The sequence below is a fragment of the Roseobacter sinensis genome, from assembly GCF_025755255.1.
Taxonomy (GTDB): Bacteria; Pseudomonadota; Alphaproteobacteria; order Rhodobacterales; family Rhodobacteraceae; genus Roseobacter; species Roseobacter sinensis.
This window is the reverse complement of record NZ_JALIEB010000003.1, coordinates 325,101-339,310: the sequence shown is the minus strand read 5'-3', so window position 1 is coordinate 339,310 and position 14,210 is coordinate 325,101. Positions and strand designations below refer to the sequence as shown.

Sequence of the window (14,210 nt, the reverse complement as noted above, 5' to 3'; positions counted from 1 at the left end):
TCAGCTCCTTACTTCACGGCGTAGGGCAGCAGCGCGAGGAAGCGGGCGCGCTTGATGGCACGGGCCAGTTCGCGTTGCTTCTTTGCGGAGACTGCGGTGATCCGGCTGGGCACGATCTTGCCACGCTCGGAGATGTAGCGCTGCAGCAGACGGGTGTCCTTGTAGTCGATCTTGGGCGCGTTGTCTCCCGAGAAGGGGCAGACCTTGCGGCGGCGGAAAAATGGTTTAGCGGCCATGGGTTATGTCCTTGTCCTAAAGCTGATCAACGGCGCTCGCGGCGCTCGCCGCGGTCACGATCATCGCGTTTCTGCATCTGCACCGACGGCAGTTCGGCGTGTGCGTCGACCTTGATGGTCAGCACGCGCATCACATCGTCATGCAGGCGCATCAGGCGTTCCATCTCCTGCACGGCCGGCGCGGGTGCGTCAGAGCGCAGGAAGGCATAGTGGCCCTTGCGGTTCTTGTTGATCTTGTAGGCCATCGTCTTGACGCCCCAGTACTCGTGATCCACGAGTTGGCCGCCGTTGTCCGACAGGACGGCGCCGAAATGTTCGATCAGCCCTTCGGCTTGCGTGTTGGAAAGATCCTGACGCGCGATCATGACATGCTCATACAAAGGCATGTGTGGTCCTCATTTCTATCAAGGCGCATTTCAAAGGTGGGGCCGTTGATCCCTTTGCGGCCCCGCCACGAGAGACTGCGCGGTTCAAGTGTTTGCAAAAGGATGCGTCCATATACACGCTTTGGCATGTGGTGCAATAGCCCAGGTTCGGTCGGGCGACGATGTTCGCCAGCGCGCAGAATTTGTTCGGCTCTGCGGAATTGTCAGGGCCGCCGAAAGCCCCACATTATATCCGTAATGTCTATCCAAACTGGAGGTTCCCACATGAAATCGCTCGTTCTTGCTGCCGCTCTGGCTGCAACTGCCGGCATGGCATCCGCGGCGGCGGAGAAATACGTGCTGGATTCCAGCCACAGCCAAGTTCTGTTCAGTTACGACCACTTAGGCTATTCCACGACCTTCGGCATGTTCTCGGGCTTCGAAGGCGAAATCATGTTCGATCAGGAGGATCCGACGAACTCCTCAGTGACCGTCTCGATGCCAACGATGAGCATGTTCACCGGATGGGAAAAGCGGGAGGCGCACTTCATGTCGGCCGATTTCTTCGGTGCGGAAGAGGACGACATGATCACGTTCACGTCAACCGCGATCGAGGTGACCGGTGAGGATACCGCCAAGATCACCGGCGATCTGACCCTGAACGATGTGACAAAGTCAGTCGTTCTGGATGCGGTGCTGAACCAGACCGGGACCCACCCCATGGCCAACAAGGACTGGGCCGGGTTCGATGCCACCACCACGCTGCTGCGGTCGGACTTCAACCTGGGCGCCTTTGCGCCGGCGGTCAGCGACGAGGTCGAGGTGCGGATCTCCATTGAGGCCAGCAAGGCGGAGTAGTCCGAGATTTTCGATGTGCAGGCCGCGTCCTGATCCCGGGGGCGCGGCCTTTCGTTTGCGCGTCATGCCCGTTGCCGACGGTGAGCCATGAGTATTTGCAGACGGGTGAAGGGGCCTAGCTGTCGGGCGAGGCGATGTCGCCTTGGGTGGCGGTCAGCGTGATCGTGACCCCGACCGAGAAGCCGAGGGAGGCCTCGTCGGTCTGGCTGTTGCCGATGCTGTAGTTGCGCCGGTCGAGTGAGGTCTCGGCACGCACGGTCGCGACGCCGTCAGCGATCTGCAGATCGAAGGGGAAGGAGACGGGGACGGACTGGTCCTTGATGGTCAGAGTGCCGTCCGCGGTGTAACCCCCGGCTCTGCGGATCAGATCGGCCGTGTAGGTGGCGGTGGGGAAGGTCTCGGCGTTGAAGAAATCCGCCCCCATCGCCTGTCCGGTGACGGAGCCGAGCGTGAGCGAGCCGATGGAGATTGTCACGTCGACCGTTCCGGCCGGGCCTTCGGTCACGTTCTCGTCGAAGGTGATGGCGGCGGTCCAGTCGGCGAAGCTGCCGGTCACATCGGAGCCGAGCTGTTTCACCGTGATGGCCATCTCGCCCTCTTGGACGATCCAGTCGGACTGAACCGCTTCGAGCTCGGCCGCGGCCACATCCACGGTGTGTTTTTCGTAAAGACCCAGCGTGCTGCCGATGCCGAGCGCGCCGCCCCAGATGACGAGCGCGCTGACCAGCGGCACGGCCACGTGGTGCGGCGTGAGCGGGGCGAGAACGGCTGGGCGGCCGGGCAACATGCGCAGCAGCGTCGCGTCCTTGTCGATGATGTGGTGTTTGAGCGCGCCGGCGATGTGCAGGATAACCGAGGCCGCGAGCACGCGTTCGAAGACGATGTGCAGCCCGGCCGCGGTGGAGGCCAGGCTTTCGGATTTCGGCACGAAGGGCAGGTTTTGCCCCAGTGGCCACCAGATCGGCGCGAAGCCATCGGTGGCGGCGTGGTGCACCCAGCCCGAGAGCGGCACGAGCAGCAGCGAGCCGTAAAGCAGCCAGTGCACGGTTTCCGCCGCCAGGCTTTCGAGCTTGCGGTCGGGGTGCAGCAGCGTGGGTTTCGGCTGGCTCAGGGCCCAGAGAATTCGCGCGAGCGCCACGAAGAAGACCGTCACACCGAGGGTTTTGTGCAGCGAGAACATCCAGGCCTTTTGCGCCAGCTGCTCGGAGGTCTCGTACGGCAGCCAGTTGGCGTAGATGCCCAGCGGGATCAGCGTGAGAATGAGGAGCGCCGTGAGCCAGTGAAAGGTTTTGGTCACCCCGCCGTAGTGGGTGGATGTATTGGACAGGGCCATGGCAGCCTCCGGGCGATGATGGGTTGCAGTGAAGATTAGGCGTGTGCGCCCCAACGGCAATGGGTTTGCGCGCACAGTTGCTGCGCGCAGGTGCAAATCGGCCTTGGCGCCCGTTGCGCCGGGCTTAAGGTCAGGCTAAGCCGGGGGTCAAGATCAAGAACGAGGGGCACATGAGCACAGCATTCGTATTTCCTGGGCAGGGGGCGCAGACGATCGGCATGGGCCGGGCGCTGGCCGAGGCCTACCCCGCGGCGCAGGCGGTTTTCGACGAGGTCGATGAGGCACTTGGCGAGAGTTTGAGCGCGCTGATCTGGGACGGCGACATCGAGACGCTGACCCTCACCGAGAATGCGCAGCCCGCGCTCATGGCGACCTCGATTGCAGCGCTGCGGGCGCTGGAGGCGGAAGGTCTGGGTCTCGAGCGTGCAAGCCATGTGGCGGGGCATTCGCTGGGCGAGTATTCGGCGCTGGCCGCGGCGGGTGCGTTTTCGGTGGCCGATGCGGCGCGGCTGTTGCGCACGCGCGGTCTGGCGATGCAGCGGGCGGTGCCCGTCGGGCAGGGGGCCATGGCCGCGGTGCTGGGGCTTGATTTCGACACCGTAACGCGCGTGGCCGAGACCGCGGCGGACGGCCAGGTCTGTCAGGTGGCAAACGAGAACGATCCGGCGCAGAACGTGGTTTCGGGCGACAAGGCGGCCGTGGACCGGGCCTGTGCGTTGGCCAAGGAGGCAGGGGCCAGGCGCGCGCTCATGCTGCCGGTCTCGGCGCCCTTTCACTGTGCGCTGATGGCGCCGGCGGCCGAGACGATGGCCGAGGCGCTGGAGGATGTGGAGATGGCAGCGCCGAAGGTGCCGCTGGTCGCGAATGTGACGGCAGCGGCGGTCAGTGACCCCGCCGAGATCAAGGCGCTGTTGATCCAGCAGGTGACGGGCCAAGTGCGTTGGAAGACCTCGGTGGAGTGGATGGCGGCCAGTGGTGTGACCGCCTTCTGGGAGATCGGGGCTGGCAAAGCCTTGACGGGCATGATCCGGCGCATCGCCAAGGAGGCGGCGACCCGCACCGTGGGCGCGCCAGAGGACATCAAGGCAATTTTGGAAGGCTGAGACATGTTTGATCTGACAGGCAAGAGCGCGCTGATCACCGGCGCTTCGGGGGGCATCGGGGCCGAGATCGCGCGGGCCTTGCATGGCGCGGGCGCCACGGTGGCGCTGTCGGGCACCCGGGTGGATCCGCTGGATGCGCTGGCCTCCGAGCTGACCGAGCGGGCGCATGTGCTGCCCTGCAACCTCAGTGATATGGCGGCGGTCGAGGCGCTGCCCAAGCAGGCGGCCGAGGCGATGGGCGCGGTGGATATTCTGGTCAACAACGCCGGCATCACCCGCGACAACCTCTTCATGCGCATGTCGGATGACGAGTGGCAGTCGGTGCTCGACGTGAACCTCTCGGCCACCTTCAAGCTCTGCAAGGGCGTGATGCGCGGGATGATGAAAGCCCGTTGGGGGCGGATCGTGAATATCTCCTCGGTCGTGGGAGCGACCGGGAACCCGGGCCAGGCAAATTATGCCGCCAGCAAGGCCGGGATGGTTGGCATGTCGAAAAGTCTCGCCTACGAGGTGGCGAGCCGCGGGATCACCGTGAACGCGGTGGCGCCGGGCTTTATCGAGACGGCGATGACCGACAAGCTGACCGACGATCAAAAGACTGGAATCATGGGGCAAATTCCCGCCGGTCGGATGGGGACGCCAGCGGAAATCGGCGCCGCGGTGCTTTATTTGGCGAGCCCGGAGGCGGCCTATGTCACCGGCACCACCTTGCATGTAAACGGCGGTATGGCCATGTTGTAGGTCACATTCGCGGTCCCCGCGCCAGCCTCGCACAATGCCTTGCCATCTGTGTCGCGTGTGCTAAAGGGGGCAAATATTTGCACCCCACATGCAGTGATTTGCATATCGGTGCATCTGAGGCGGCACAGCGACAGGCGTGTTGACCCGGACAGAGCCGCCCCTTTGGGGCACACGTTCGCTCCTCTGTGCTGTGCAGGGAGATGGACAACCGAAAGGGGCCAACCCGGCCCGAACGAATGAGGGACTATTATGAGCGACATCGCAGATCGCGTGAAGAAAATCGTTGTGGAGCACCTCGGTGTGGAAGAGGACAAAGTGACCGAGAACGCTTCGTTCATCGACGACCTTGGCGCTGACAGCCTCGACACCGTTGAGCTGGTGATGGCCTTCGAAGAAGAATTCGGTATCGAGATTCCCGACGATGCGGCAGAGACCATTCAGACGTTCGGCGACGCGGTGAAGTTCATCAGCGAAGCCTCCTGAGCAGTCTCGCCGGCCCGGTCCGGCACGCGTATCTCAAGGGCGCCTTTCCGCAGGGAGAGGCGCCTTTTGCTGTGCGGGGTTCGCTCAGGGGTTGAATTGCGCGGCGGTCTTGCGCAAATCTGTGCGCAGAGGGCGCCAATCCCCGGGACGAGAGCAGAGGCAGCGAGATGTCGCGCACCATACCCACGATCAACACGCATCGCCTAACGCTGCGCGGCATGCGCCCAGAGGATTTCAAGCGCTATGCCGAGATCTGGGCGATGCCGGAGGTCGTGCAGCACATCAGCGGCGAGCCCTGGCCGAAATCGAAGGCCTGGGATGCCTTTCTGCGCAACGCGGGCCATTGGCAGATCACCGGGTTCGGGCAGTGGGCCATCCATCGGCATCGGGCTCCGGAGATGTCGGGTCAGGTCGGGTTCTTCTATGCCAAGCGCGACCTCGGCGAGGATTTCGACAGCTATCCCGAAGCAGGCTGGGTGCTCTGCCCCGATGCGCACGGGCAGGGTTTGGGCATGGAGGCGGCACGGGCGGCGCATGACTGGTTCGACCGTGTCGTGACCGGCCATCTGGTCTGCATGATCGCACCAGAACACGCCGCCTCGCTGCGGATTGCAGAGGCCCTGGGCTATCAGGTCATGCGGGATGCGACCTATGCCGAAGCGCCGGTGCGACTTCTGGCGCGCAAGGGTCCGCCGCAGTAGTACAGCAGTGGCCGGCGCCCGATTGAGCGCTCTTGCATCAAAACCGGGTCGCGCTGTATGGGGGGGCACGAATTTGGAAGGGGCATTGCGATGCGCAGAGTAGTTGTCACGGGGCTGGGTCTGGTGACCCCGCTGGCAAACGGGGTCGAGGCGAGTTGGTCGCGGATTCTCGACGGTCAGTCCGGTGCGGGACCGATCACACGGTTCGACCCGAGCCGGGTGATCACGCAATACGCCTGCGAAGTGCCGATGGGCGACGGATCGGATGGGACGTTCAATGCCGACGACTACATGGAACCGAAGGACCAGCGTAAGGTCGACACCTTCATCCTCTTCGGTCTGGCCGCGGCACAGCAGGCCGTGGAAGACGCGGGCTGGCAGCCCGACGATGTGGAGAGCCTGGAGCGCACCGGTGTGCTGATCGGCTCCGGCATTGGCGGGCTGAACTCGATTGCGAACACTGCCATCATGATGAACGAGAAGGGCCCGCGCCGGGTGTCTCCGTTCTTTGTGCCGGGCGCGCTGATCAATCTGATCTCGGGGCAAGTCTCGATCAAATATGGGTTCAAGGGGCCGAACCACTCGGTCGTCACCGCCTGTTCGACGGGCGCCCATGCGATTGGCGACGCGAGCCGGCTCATTCAGCATGGCGATGCGGAAGTGATGATCGCCGGCGGGGCCGAGGCGGCGATCTGCGAAATCGGGATTGCGGGGTTCAACGCCTGCAAGGCGCTGAGCACCAAGCGCGCGGATGACCCGCAGAAGGCGAGCCGGCCTTATGATGAAGACCGCGACGGCTTTGTCATGGGCGAGGGTGCGGGCATCGTGGTGCTGGAAGAGTACGAGCACGCGAAGGCGCGCGGCGCGAAGATCTATGCCGAGGTGCTGGGCTATGGGCTGTCGGGCGATGCCTATCACATCACCGCGCCCTCCGAGGACGGAGAGGGTGGCGAGCGGTCGATGCGCGCGGCGCTGAAGGATGCCGGGCTGGAGCCGAAGGATATCGACTATATCAACGCGCATGGCACCTCGACCATGGCGGATACCATCGAGCTTGGCGCGGTGGAGCGTCTGATGGGCGAGCACGCGAGCAAGGTGACGATGTCGTCGACGAAGTCGGCCACCGGGCATTTGCTGGGGGCTGCGGGCGCGATCGAGGCGATCTTCTCGATTCTCGCGATCCGCGATCAGGTCGCACCACCGACAATCAATCTTGATAACCCCGCGGTGGAGACCGATATCGATCTGGCACCGAATGCGAAGCGGGAGCGTGAGGTCAATGTGGCCCTGTCGAACTCCTTCGGGTTCGGGGGCACGAATGCGAGCGTGATCTTTGGGAAAGTAAGCTGATGTGGCGGCATATCGCCTCTAATGCAGTGACCATGCTGATCGTGCTGCTCTTTCTGTTGGGCGGCGTGATCCTCTGGGGGCAGGGGCAATACACGGCTTCAGGACCTTTGCAGCAGGCGATCTGCGTCGATGTGCCGAGCGGGTCGACCATGCGGCGGCTGAGCGTGAACCTGGAGGAACGGGGGGCGGTGACGTCGTCGACGATCTTCCGGATGGGTGCGGATTATGCCGATAAGACAAGCCAGTTGAAGGCGGGGAGCTATCTGGTTGACCCCGGCGCATCGATGCAGGAGATCGTCGATGTGGTCACACGCGGCGGGGCCAGCACCTGCGGCACCGAGGTGGTCTATCGCATCGGGGTGAACCGCTTGGGCGTGCAGGTGCGCGAGCTTGATCCGGCGACGAACCAGTTTGCCGAGCGCGCGAATTTCAACCCGGTGGAAGATGAAACGCCAGAGGTTTACACCGAGAAGAAGGCTGAAGCGGATACGCGGTTCCGCGTCGCCTTGGCCGAGGGCGTGACCAGCTGGCAGGTGGTGGAAAGCCTCAAGGCGATGGATGTGCTGGAGGGCACGGTGGCGGAACTGCCGCCGGAAGGCTCGCTCGCCCCCGACAGCTACGAGATCCAGCCTGGGGACGACCGCGCCGAGATCGTCGCCCGGATGCAGGCCGCGCAGGAAGAGCGCGTGGCAGAGGCCTGGTCGAACCGGGATGAGAATCTGCCGATCGAGACGCCGGAGGAGCTGCTTGTGCTGGCGTCGATCATCGAAAAGGAGACAGGGGTGGCTGACGAACGCGGGCAGGTGGCGAGCGTCTTCGTCAATCGGCTGAACCGGGGTATGCGGCTGCAGACGGACCCGACGGTGATCTACGGGGTGACCGAAGGCAAGGGCGTGCTGGGCCGCGGGCTGCGGCAGAGCGAGCTGCGGGCGGCGACGCCCTGGAACACCTATGTGATCGAGGGGCTGCCGCCCACGCCGATTGCAAACCCAGGCACCGCAAGCCTCGAGGCCGCGGCGCAGCCGCTGGAGACGAATTATGTGTTCTTCGTGGCCGATGGGACGGGGGGTCATGCCTTTGCGGAGACGCTGGATGAGCACAACCGCAACGTGGCCAGATGGCGTGAGATCGAAGCCGAGCGCGCCAACCAGTCGTCGGGCAACTGAGGCCGGCGGGGGCGGTGGCCTGAAAGCCCACCGGACCTGTTGGTTTTACGGGGATTTTGCAGACCGGGCGCTCGGCGCGTGGCGGGTGTGGCGCGAAAATCGTTAACGGCACCGTACGGTGCTCTGCTCATAACAATTTGATTTTTCTTGACTTTGCGCGCGGTCACACGTATAACTTGTGACATGCTAGAAGAAGTGGGCGAACGACCCCGGGCTTGGCCCGTCGGGTCGTTTTTTCGTTTCTCTCGTGCGGAGACTGCGCGCATGAGAGGTAGAACCTGAATGACCTTAATCACCCCGGAGCACGTAGAAGCGCAGACCGAGAACCTTCTGAATTCGGTTCTCGGTTCTGTCAGAGATCTGCGAGATGAACTTGAGGCCCTCAAAGAACGGGTCCGCAGATCTGATGGCGCCGTATCGGCGCAGAGCGCCAAGAGCCTGACGCAGGTCGTCTCGCTTTTGGAGACCTGCCAGAAAGTGGAGAACCGACTTGTCGAATGCCGAAGCAAACATGCAGGGATCGCCCATGGGGGCTATGCCCTCGATCTCGAAAAAGCACGGGATACGATCGGGAGCAAGTTGGATCGGCTCCGCGCCACGCGACCTACAGGACCAATTCCTGAATGACCTGGATGAGGGAGAGCTTCTGGCTCTCCCTTTTTTGTTCGAGTTCTGGGCGATGGAACATCAGTTGCCCCCCGAGGGCGACTGGCGATCTTGGGTGATCATGGGGGGGCGCGGCGCTGGCAAGACACGCGCCGGTGCCGAGTGGGTGCGCGCGCAAGTGGAGGGGGCGAGACCGACAGACGAAGGTCGGGCGCGACGGGTCGCGCTGGTGGGAGAAACGCTCGACCAGGTCCGGGACGTGATGATTTTCGGCGACAGCGGGATTCTCGCCTGTTCGCCACCCGACCGGTGCCCGACCTGGGAAGCCGGGCGGAAGCGGCTGGTCTGGCCCAATGGGGCGATGGCCACTGTGCATTCGGCCTATGACCCCGAGGGGTTGCGGGGGCCGCAGTTTGATGCGGCCTGGGTCGATGAGTTGGCCAAGTGGAAGAAGGCCGGGGACACCTGGGACAATCTTCAGTTCGCGCTGCGGCTTGGCGACAAGCCGCAGGTCTGTGTGACGACGACTCCGCGGAATGTGGGTGTGCTCAAGGGCTTGCTGAAATCGCCGTCTACGGTGGTGACACAGGCGCCGACGGAGGCCAATGCGGCCAATCTGGCGGCCTCCTTCCTGGAGGAGGTGCGTGCGCGATATCAGGGCACGCGGCTGGGCCGGCAGGAATTGGACGGGATCCTGTTGGAGGATGCCGAAGGAGCGCTGTGGACGTCGGCGGGGATCGAAGCCTGCCGGCTGCGCGATCTGCCCGAGATGGACCGGATCGTCGTCGCTCTCGACCCAGCGGCGACGGGCAGCGCGGCCTCGGATGAATGCGGCATCGTCGTGGCCGGGGTCAAGATGACCGGGCCACCGCAGGACTGGCGGGCCACGGTGATCGCGGATTGCACGGTTGCGGGCGCGAGTCCCTCGGGCTGGGCGCAGGCGGCGGTTTCTGCCATGACGCGCTTTGGCGCCGACAAGCTGGTGGCCGAAGTGAACCAGGGCGGGCAGATGGTGGCCGAGGTCGTGCGGCAGGTGGACCCATTGGTTCCCTTCAAGGCCGTGCATGCGAGCCGTGGCAAGGCCGCACGGGCCGAGCCAGTGGCCGCGCTATACGAACAGGGGCGTGTGCGGCATATGCCCGGGCTCGACGCGCTCGAGGATCAGATGTGCCGGATGACGGTACATGGCTATGAGGGCAAGGGCTCGCCTGACCGGGTCGACGCGCTGGTCTGGGCGCTGCATGAGCTGATGATCGAGCCTGCCGCCACATGGCGGGCGCCGCGCGTACGCTCCCTTTAACATCTTGGTAACGGCTGGCCGCGCGGCCAAGCCAACAAGGCCCGGAGGCAGCGCACGCTGCCTTTTCATCTTTGAAATCGAAATTCGACACTATTCGGGGCAACAAGATCGGCCACCGATGCGGATCTGTCGCGCTGGTGCACTTGGCCCGCCGACGAGCAATTGAGGAGCAATCGACATGGTTTTTGACTTTCTTAAGCGCGGTGCGGTTTCGGACGTGCCCGAACAGAAAGCGAGCGCCGCCGGGCCCGTCGTCGCCTATCAGACCTCCGGCCGTGTGGCCTGGAGCCCGCGCGATGCCGTGTCGCTGACCCGGACGGGCTTTTCGGGAAATCCCGTGGGCTTCCGCTCGGTCAAGCTGATCGCCGAGGCGGCGGCTGCTCTGCCGCTGGTGCTTCAGGACACCGAGCAGCGCTATGACGTGCATCCGGTCATCGACCTGGTGGCGCGCCCGAACCCGATGCAGGGCCGCGCGGAGCTGCTGGAGGCGCTCTACGCCCAGCTGCTGCTCAATGGCAACGGCTATATGGAGGCGGTCGCTGGCGAAGACGGCTTGCCGGTGGAGCTGCACGTGCTGCGCTCGGACCGGATGAGCGTGGTGCCCGGCAGCGATGGCTGGCCAGTGGCCTATGAGTATGCGGTGGGCGGGCGCAAGCACCGTTTTGATGCCACTGGTCCGCGTGTTCCGGTGTGTCACATCAAGAGTTTTCACCCGCAGGACGACCATTATGGCTTCAGTCCGATGCAGGCGGCGGCGATGGCGATCGACGTGCACAACTCGGCCAGCCGCTGGTCGAAGGCGCTGCTCGACAATGCGGCGCGGCCTTCCGGGGCGATTGTCTATCGCGGGGCGGAAGGTCAGGGAACCATGGCGCCCGATCAGTACGAGCGTTTGGTGAACGAGATGGAGAGCCATCATCAGGGCGCGCGCAACGCCGGGCGGCCGATGCTGCTGGAAGGCGGGCTGGACTGGAAGCCCATGGGCTTCTCGCCCTCGGACATGGAGTTCCAGAAAAGCAAGGATGCCGCGGCGCGGGAGATCGCGCTGGCCTTCGGGGTGCCGCCGATGCTGCTGGGCATCCAGGGCGACGCGACATACGCAAATTATCAGGAGGCGAACCGCGCCTTCTATCGCCTGACCGTGCTGCCGCTGGCGACGCGGGTGACCGCTGCGCTCGCGCATTGGATCGCCGGGTTCACCGGCACGCCGCTGGTTCTGAAGCCTGACCTTGATCAGGTTCCGGCGCTGGCCGCAGAGCGGGACGCCCAGTGGAACCGCGTGACCCAGGCCGATTTTCTGACACAAGCCGAGAAGCGCGCCTTGTTGGGTTTGCCGGTTGAGGGCGGCGCGTGACGCCTGGTCAGAAACACTCCGGCGATCACCGCATCGTCTATCCGTTCGACGACTTCGAGAGCGTCTTCCAGCGGATCGACCAGAGGATCCTGGCCATCGAGAAGGCGACGATCATGCTCGAACGCGAGACCGCGGTGGCCGAGGAGAAGCGCAAGTTCGTCGAGCAGCGGTTCAACGGAGTGGACCGCCGGCTCGAGCGGATCGACGGCCATATCTCGCGGCTGGTTTGGCTGATCATCGCGGCCATTGTGGGGAGTTTCATGTCGTTTGTGATGAAGGGGGCGATGTTTGGTGTTTGAGCTTGTTGTCCTGACGCGCGCCTCGGCGTTGCTCGCGATCTGTATGGCCCTCACACCCGGGGTTTTCTCGCTCGGGCCATATCTGGAGAGCCGGTACTTCCCGGTCGTGCGCGACACCCGGATCATGAACGAGGAAACCGTGCCGGGCGGCGTGAGTTTCTTCGTCCAGTTCCGGAAGGTGCGGCAGTGCAAGTTCGAAGGGCTGGCCTGGTACGTGGGCGATGTGCGGGTCCCGGTCGATTTCGAACCGACCGCCGAGACCATGCCGCGCTCGCGTCCCATGGGCGGGCAGTACGCCGGCCCATGGTATGTGCCCGGACTGCCCGGGACCCGCGGGACCCACGCCTATGCCTATCACCGATGTCATCCGCTCTGGGAGACGATCACGAGGTTTTACGAAGGATGACCCACGCCCCTTCGGAGGCTGTGCGGCACCACTCAGTAAGGAGAGTGAACATGGAAATCCAGACCGGATTGGAACACAAGTTCGCGCGTTTCGGAGACGCGCTTGAGGTCGAGGACGGCTGCGTGATCAGCGGGTATGCCAGCCTTTTCGGCGCGGTGGATCAAGGCAACGATGTGGTGGCCGAAGGCGCCTACGCGACCTCCCTTGCTACGCTGGCGGCGAAGGGCACCAAGGTGAAGATGCTGTGGCAGCACGACCCCGCGCAGCCCATCGGGATATGGGACGAGGTGCGGGAAGACGGCAAAGGCCTTTGGGTCAAGGGCCGTCTGCTGGACAGCGTGGCCAAGGGGCGAGAAGCCGCAGCCTTGATCGAAGCGGGCGCAATCGACGGTTTGTCGATCGGCTATCGGACCCGCAAAGCCACGAAGAATTCAAAGGGCCAGAGGCTCTTGCAGGAACTGGAGCTTTGGGAGGTGTCGCTTGTGACCTTCCCGATGCTGCCCAGTGCGCGGGTCGCGGGCAAGTCGGAAGACACCGAGCTTGACCGTTCCCTGCGTGACATGGCCGCCGTCTTTGCAGGCGCGCGCGCCGATCTGGCGCGCCGTTAAAGCGCAGCTGTCGTCCCGGCCGCGCGGTGCGTTTCGCGCGGCCCTTACACACCCAAGAAGAGGATTTGCCAATGAGCAGGACCGAACGGAAGGCGGCGGGCGGGGACAGTCTGACCCCCGCTGAGGATGTCAGGCAGGCCGTGACCGGCTTTGTCACTGATTTCAAACGCTTCCAAGACGATATTGAAACAAAACTTCAACACACAGAAGAGCGACTGACCATGCTGGACCGAAAGACACTCACCTCTCAGCGCAGCCCCCTTGGCGGTGCTGTCGACGCGGGCGCCCCGCACCAAAAGGCCTTCAACGCATATCTGCGTTCGGGCGATGACGACGGGCTGCGCGGCCTCGAGGTGGAGGTGAAATCCCTCTCGACCGCGGTCAACTCCGACGGGGGCTATCTGGTCGACCCGCAAACTGCTGACACCGTGAAGTCGGTTCTGAATGCGACCGCCTCGATCCGTTCGATTGCGGCCGTGGTGAACGTGGAAGCGACGTCTTACGACGTGCTGGTCGATCACACCGACATGGGTGCTGGCTGGGCGACAGAGGCGGGCCCGTCCACGGAAACCGACACGCCGCAGATCGACCGCATCACCATCCCGCTGCACGAGCTGAGCGCACTTCCGAAAGCGTCGCAGCGTCTGCTGGACGACAGTGCTTTCGACATCGAGACCTGGCTGGCCTCCCGCATCGCGGACAAGTTCGCGCGGGCGGAAGCTGCGGCTTTCATCAACGGCGATGGCACCGACAAGCCGCGCGGCATCCTGAACCACGCAAGCGTGGACAATGATGTCTGGACCTGGGGCAACCTCGGCTATGTGCCGACCGGTATCGACGGCAACCTCAGCGCCGACGCGATTGTCGACCTCGTTTATGCCCTGGGTGCGGAGTATCGCGCCAATGCCACGTTCGTGATGAACTCGAAGACGGCCGGGCTGGTGCGCAAACTGAAGGACAACGATGGCCGCTTCCTGTGGTCGGACGGTCTTGCCGCGGCAGAGCCGGCGCGCCTGATGGGCTATCCGGTTCTGATCGCAGAGGACATGCCCGATGCCGCCAGTGACGCCACTGCGATCGCCTTCGGCGACTTCGCCGCCGGTTACACCATCGCGGAGCGCCCCGATCTGCGCGTGTTGCGCGACCCCTTCAGCGCAAAACCGCATGTTCTGTTCTATGCGACGAAGCGCGTTGGCGGCGACGTGAGCGACTATGCGGCGATCAAGCTGCTGAAATTCGGCACGTCCTAAGGGATGTGACGAGACCGGCGCGGGGCTTGCCTCGCGTCGGGCCGGGTGCGC

At 64.0% G+C, this 14,210-nt stretch carries 17 protein-coding genes; 14 read left to right on the top strand and 3 right to left on the bottom strand.

Annotated features, from left to right (window positions below; genetic code table 11):
* Window positions 1-8: 8 nt before the first annotated feature.
* Both rpsR and rpsF read right to left on the bottom strand, forming a co-directional pair.
* A complete protein-coding gene (rpsR, locus tag MUB52_RS06945; protein WP_005982441.1) occupies window positions 9-236 on the bottom strand; it encodes a 30S ribosomal protein S18 in 228 nt (75 codons plus the stop codon).
* 26 nt (window positions 237-262) lie between these two features.
* Window positions 263-622 (bottom strand): 30S ribosomal protein S6, encoded by a 360-nt coding sequence (rpsF, locus tag MUB52_RS06940; protein ID WP_263843468.1) that lies wholly within the window; start codon window positions 620-622, stop codon window positions 263-265.
* 264 nt (window positions 623-886) lie between these two features.
* On the opposite strand from rpsF, the gene MUB52_RS06935 reads away from it, so the two are divergent.
* A complete protein-coding gene (locus MUB52_RS06935; protein WP_263843467.1) occupies window positions 887-1,459 on the top strand; it encodes a YceI family protein in 573 nt (190 codons plus the stop codon).
* A 115-nt stretch (window positions 1,460-1,574) separates the two neighbouring features.
* On the opposite strand, the gene MUB52_RS06930 is transcribed toward MUB52_RS06935, so the two are convergent.
* The gene (locus MUB52_RS06930) at window positions 1,575-2,792 is read right to left on the bottom strand and encodes a cytochrome b/b6 domain-containing protein (RefSeq protein WP_263843466.1); all 1,218 of its coding nucleotides are present in this window, start codon (window positions 2,790-2,792) and stop codon (window positions 1,575-1,577) included.
* A gap of 170 nt (window positions 2,793-2,962) precedes the next feature.
* Here MUB52_RS06930 and fabD point away from each other — a divergent pair, with 170 nt between their 5' ends.
* The 13 genes from fabD to MUB52_RS06865 all read left to right on the top strand — a co-directional run bounded on the left by fabD (window position 2,963) and on the right by MUB52_RS06865 (window position 14,159).
* On the top strand, window positions 2,963-3,895 hold the full coding sequence (gene fabD / locus MUB52_RS06925; protein ID WP_263843465.1) for an ACP S-malonyltransferase: 933 nt from the start codon (window positions 2,963-2,965) through the stop codon (window positions 3,893-3,895).
* Between the two features lie 3 nt (window positions 3,896-3,898).
* Window positions 3,899-4,636 (top strand): 3-oxoacyl-[acyl-carrier-protein] reductase, encoded by a 738-nt coding sequence (gene fabG / locus MUB52_RS06920; RefSeq protein ID WP_263843464.1) that lies wholly within the window; start codon window positions 3,899-3,901, stop codon window positions 4,634-4,636.
* Window positions 4,637-4,885: 249 nt separating this feature from the next.
* Window positions 4,886-5,119, top strand: a complete 234-nt coding sequence (locus MUB52_RS06915) for an acyl carrier protein (RefSeq protein WP_135505123.1) — start codon at window positions 4,886-4,888, stop codon at window positions 5,117-5,119.
* A gap of 167 nt (window positions 5,120-5,286) precedes the next feature.
* Window positions 5,287-5,820, top strand: coding sequence for a GNAT family N-acetyltransferase (locus MUB52_RS06910; RefSeq protein WP_263843463.1), 534 nt, complete (start codon window positions 5,287-5,289; stop codon window positions 5,818-5,820).
* Window positions 5,821-5,910: 90 nt separating this feature from the next.
* Window positions 5,911-7,170, top strand: coding sequence for a beta-ketoacyl-ACP synthase II (gene fabF / locus MUB52_RS06905; RefSeq protein ID WP_263843462.1), 1,260 nt, complete (start codon window positions 5,911-5,913; stop codon window positions 7,168-7,170).
* Complete coding sequence (mltG, locus tag MUB52_RS06900) at window positions 7,170-8,336, top strand: endolytic transglycosylase MltG (RefSeq protein WP_263843461.1); 1,167 nt, start codon at window positions 7,170-7,172, stop codon at window positions 8,334-8,336. Before fabF ends, mltG begins: the two co-directional genes overlap by 1 nt.
* Before the next feature lie 282 nt (window positions 8,337-8,618).
* Complete coding sequence (locus MUB52_RS06895) at window positions 8,619-8,963, top strand: hypothetical protein (protein WP_263843460.1); 345 nt, start codon at window positions 8,619-8,621, stop codon at window positions 8,961-8,963.
* Complete coding sequence (locus tag MUB52_RS06890; protein ID WP_450103978.1) at window positions 8,872-10,242, top strand: DNA-packaging protein; 1,371 nt, start codon at window positions 8,872-8,874, stop codon at window positions 10,240-10,242. Before MUB52_RS06895 ends, MUB52_RS06890 begins: the two co-directional genes overlap by 92 nt.
* A gap of 178 nt (window positions 10,243-10,420) precedes the next feature.
* On the top strand, window positions 10,421-11,596 hold the full coding sequence (locus MUB52_RS06885) for a phage portal protein (RefSeq protein ID WP_263843458.1): 1,176 nt from the start codon (window positions 10,421-10,423) through the stop codon (window positions 11,594-11,596).
* Window positions 11,593-11,895, top strand: a complete 303-nt coding sequence (locus MUB52_RS06880) for a hypothetical protein (protein WP_263843457.1) — start codon at window positions 11,593-11,595, stop codon at window positions 11,893-11,895. The genes MUB52_RS06885 and MUB52_RS06880 overlap by 4 nt, the downstream gene beginning before the upstream one ends.
* Window positions 11,888-12,301, top strand: coding sequence for a hypothetical protein (locus MUB52_RS06875; RefSeq protein ID WP_263843456.1), 414 nt, complete (start codon window positions 11,888-11,890; stop codon window positions 12,299-12,301). The genes MUB52_RS06880 and MUB52_RS06875 overlap by 8 nt, the downstream gene beginning before the upstream one ends.
* Before the next feature lie 50 nt (window positions 12,302-12,351).
* Window positions 12,352-12,909, top strand: coding sequence for an HK97 family phage prohead protease (locus MUB52_RS06870; protein ID WP_263843455.1), 558 nt, complete (start codon window positions 12,352-12,354; stop codon window positions 12,907-12,909).
* Between the two features lie 71 nt (window positions 12,910-12,980).
* The gene (locus MUB52_RS06865; protein ID WP_263843454.1) at window positions 12,981-14,159 is read left to right on the top strand and encodes a phage major capsid protein; all 1,179 of its coding nucleotides are present in this window, start codon (window positions 12,981-12,983) and stop codon (window positions 14,157-14,159) included.
* Window positions 14,160-14,210 lie beyond the last annotated feature (51 nt).

Excerpts from the sequence above, each read along its gene's own strand:
- rpsR (WP_005982441.1), bottom strand. The coding sequence starts at position 236 with ATGGCCGCTAAACCATTTTTCCGCCGCCGCAAGGTCTGCCCCTTCTCG.
- rpsF (WP_263843468.1), bottom strand. The coding sequence starts at position 622 with ATGCCTTTGTATGAGCATGTCATGATCGCGCGTCAGGATCTTTCCAAC.
- MUB52_RS06935 (WP_263843467.1), top strand. The coding sequence starts at position 887 with ATGAAATCGCTCGTTCTTGCTGCCGCTCTGGCTGCAACTGCCGGCATG.
- MUB52_RS06930 (WP_263843466.1), bottom strand. The coding sequence starts at position 2,792 with ATGGCCCTGTCCAATACATCCACCCACTACGGCGGGGTGACCAAAACC.
- fabD (WP_263843465.1), top strand. The coding sequence starts at position 2,963 with ATGAGCACAGCATTCGTATTTCCTGGGCAGGGGGCGCAGACGATCGGC.
- fabG (WP_263843464.1), top strand. The coding sequence starts at position 3,899 with ATGTTTGATCTGACAGGCAAGAGCGCGCTGATCACCGGCGCTTCGGGG.
- MUB52_RS06915 (WP_135505123.1), top strand. The coding sequence starts at position 4,886 with ATGAGCGACATCGCAGATCGCGTGAAGAAAATCGTTGTGGAGCACCTC.
- MUB52_RS06910 (WP_263843463.1), top strand. The coding sequence starts at position 5,287 with ATGTCGCGCACCATACCCACGATCAACACGCATCGCCTAACGCTGCGC.
- fabF (WP_263843462.1), top strand. The coding sequence starts at position 5,911 with ATGCGCAGAGTAGTTGTCACGGGGCTGGGTCTGGTGACCCCGCTGGCA.
- mltG (WP_263843461.1), top strand. The coding sequence starts at position 7,170 with ATGTGGCGGCATATCGCCTCTAATGCAGTGACCATGCTGATCGTGCTG.
- MUB52_RS06895 (WP_263843460.1), top strand. The coding sequence starts at position 8,619 with ATGACCTTAATCACCCCGGAGCACGTAGAAGCGCAGACCGAGAACCTT.
- MUB52_RS06890 (WP_450103978.1), top strand. The coding sequence starts at position 8,872 with ATGCCCTCGATCTCGAAAAAGCACGGGATACGATCGGGAGCAAGTTGG.
- MUB52_RS06885 (WP_263843458.1), top strand. The coding sequence starts at position 10,421 with ATGGTTTTTGACTTTCTTAAGCGCGGTGCGGTTTCGGACGTGCCCGAA.
- MUB52_RS06870 (WP_263843455.1), top strand. The coding sequence starts at position 12,352 with ATGGAAATCCAGACCGGATTGGAACACAAGTTCGCGCGTTTCGGAGAC.
- MUB52_RS06865 (WP_263843454.1), top strand. The coding sequence starts at position 12,981 with ATGAGCAGGACCGAACGGAAGGCGGCGGGCGGGGACAGTCTGACCCCC.